The sequence below is a fragment of the Zoogloea sp. genome (assembly GCF_023150065.1).
Taxonomy (GTDB): domain Bacteria; phylum Pseudomonadota; class Gammaproteobacteria; order Burkholderiales; family Rhodocyclaceae; genus Zoogloea.
This window is the reverse complement of sequence record NZ_JAKLLN010000083.1, coordinates 1-237: the sequence shown is the minus strand read 5'-3', so window position 1 is coordinate 237 and position 237 is coordinate 1. Positions and strand designations below refer to the sequence as shown.

The 237-nt window shown below is 69.2% G+C and carries 1 protein-coding gene; it reads right to left on the bottom strand.

Translation table 11 applies throughout. The features are described 5' to 3' along the window. Positions 1 to 208: hypothetical protein (locus L6Q67_RS23525; RefSeq protein WP_296575943.1), on the bottom strand; the 208-nt coding region annotated here is incomplete at its 3' end. Positions 209 to 237: the final 29 nt, after the last annotated feature.

Below are 237 nucleotides of genomic sequence, written 5' to 3'. Positions count from 1 at the left end.
CCATGAAGTGGGAGTATTCCGCCACGTTGCGCAGTGTGGGCACCGCCCGGGCCGTGATGCGCGGGTCGGGGCTGCGGTAGCCGTCGCGGGTGAGCAGCACCGCCTCGCCGAAGCTGGCGCGGTCGAGGCAGCGCTGCATGGCCTTGAGGGCGAGGTCCGGATGGCGGGTGTCGAGGCACATGAGGCTGACGTCGGGCAGGGCGAGCATGTTCTGCTGGATTGGCTGGAGTTGGAGAC